Origin of the sequence: Novosphingobium indicum (assembly GCF_014645195.1) — a bacterium.
GTDB classification, from domain to species: Bacteria; Pseudomonadota; Alphaproteobacteria; order Sphingomonadales; family Sphingomonadaceae; genus Novosphingobium; species Novosphingobium indicum.
The window spans coordinates 1-1,550 of record NZ_BMLK01000085.1 but is presented as its reverse complement, the minus strand read 5'-3'; the positions used below and the strand labels follow the sequence as shown (position 1 = coordinate 1,550).

Annotated in this window: 2 protein-coding genes; both read left to right on the top strand. The window is 50.8% G+C overall.

The genetic code is table 11. The features are described from left to right. The first annotated feature begins 18 nt into the window (after nucleotides 1–18). Nucleotides 19–876, top strand: a complete 858-nt coding sequence (locus IEX64_RS24875; protein ID WP_444544071.1) for an ORC-CDC6 family AAA ATPase — start codon at nucleotides 19–21, stop codon at nucleotides 874–876. Further along, a partial coding sequence (locus IEX64_RS24205; protein ID WP_188824024.1) for a hypothetical protein occupies nucleotides 860–1,550 on the top strand: 691 nt, incomplete at its 3' end. The genes IEX64_RS24875 and IEX64_RS24205, both read left to right, overlap by 17 nt.

Below are 1,550 nucleotides of genomic sequence, written 5' to 3'. Positions count from 1 at the left end.
ATCGCGCCCCTCCAATGAATCATCATACCCGCCAAAACGCTACCGGTTTTTGCGGGTCTCCAGCTGGCCAAGAAGGACGAGTCTTTCGCCGATTTTCTGAGGGACAAGGGCATACTCAAACCGGGATACGAGTTTGCAGAAGCCCGCGTTGCGTCAGATGTTCGCAAAACACTTCCCATTGTGATGGCCAGGAATTTTTATCTCCGGGAATTCCGAAGATCCAAAGGCATTGGATCCACTCGACCTCGAAAGTCCTACAGCCTCTACACAGGCTATCCATCCATAATCGAAGTTACCGAAGGAAACCCTAGGGCAATTCTGACTCTAATCACGCCTCTCGCCCAAGAGCAGCTCATCAAGGCCGCTAAACATGAAAGGCTGGAGGCAATTTCAGTAGGGTCGCAAGCAGAAGCGATACGTCGGGTAGAGTTGCTTCTCACTTCGTTGCTGCAGGTAATTCCTTTGGACCTTCAGGGCTTTGATAGGGATAAGGGCCTCTTAGACTTCGTAGATAAGATTGGTGAAGCGTTCGAAAATCGCCTGATCAAAGGGCCATTCAAGGCGGATTATGTCGGCACATTTCGTCTGGATCTGGATGCACCCAAAGATGTTGTGAATGCAGTTGGAAAGGCTTTGAATGCAGGGGCATTGATACATGTGCCGATGACTGGCGGCAGCTCAGATAGCCTACTTAGAGGCCTTCAGGGCCAACGTTTTCGCGTTTCTTATGCGCTAGCGCCAAGGCACAGCTTGCTCCTGACGTTGGGCGATTTTGTCTGGCTCTCGAATCTAACTAGTCGTGTCGAATTGTCTGAGCAGGGTACCGCGCAGTCTTCCTTCTTCGATACGGAGCAGTCCAATGGCAATTCTCACTGAAGCTGACGGCCGCCCTGACGACTTGAAATTTGATGCGGTATTTGTCGCAGCGGGCTACGAAAGCCGGTGCCGATGGGTGGTTGAGCAAACTAACATTGACAGCGATCGAAAGTACGCGCTGACTTTTGGTTACCTAGAAGTGGGTGACTACCAATCGAATATCGATTTTTTTGCAGGTAGGGATTTTATATTTCGCGACGGCTTTGCGACCGGATTAGCGGATGAGCTAATCACAAGCCTGTCTGTAACTCAGAATTCGATTCCTCGAATTTTGATCGATATTTCGTCTATGTCTAGGAAGATGATTGCGAATTTACTCCTAACAATGGACCAAGTTCGCCGAACTCGAGCTATCGAAATTGTTGTTGCTTATGCGGCTTCGCAATACTCATCCGATTACAATCCTGGACCAATTCGCGAAGCCGCGCCCATCCGTCGAGAGTTTGCCGGTTGGTCATCACGGCCAGAGTTGCCTCTCGGCGCAGTGTTCGGACTCGGGTGTGAACCTGGCTTAGTGTTGGGCGCGCTTCAGACCCTCGAGCCGGATAAGGTTTGGGCATTCGCGCCAAATGGTTTCGACGAAGCTTTCGGTGAGGAGAGCGCTAAGGCTAGAGCGGTTTTCGACCGTTCTGAATCGGCATGGGATTCCCTTTGGTCACGATTTCTGATTCAGA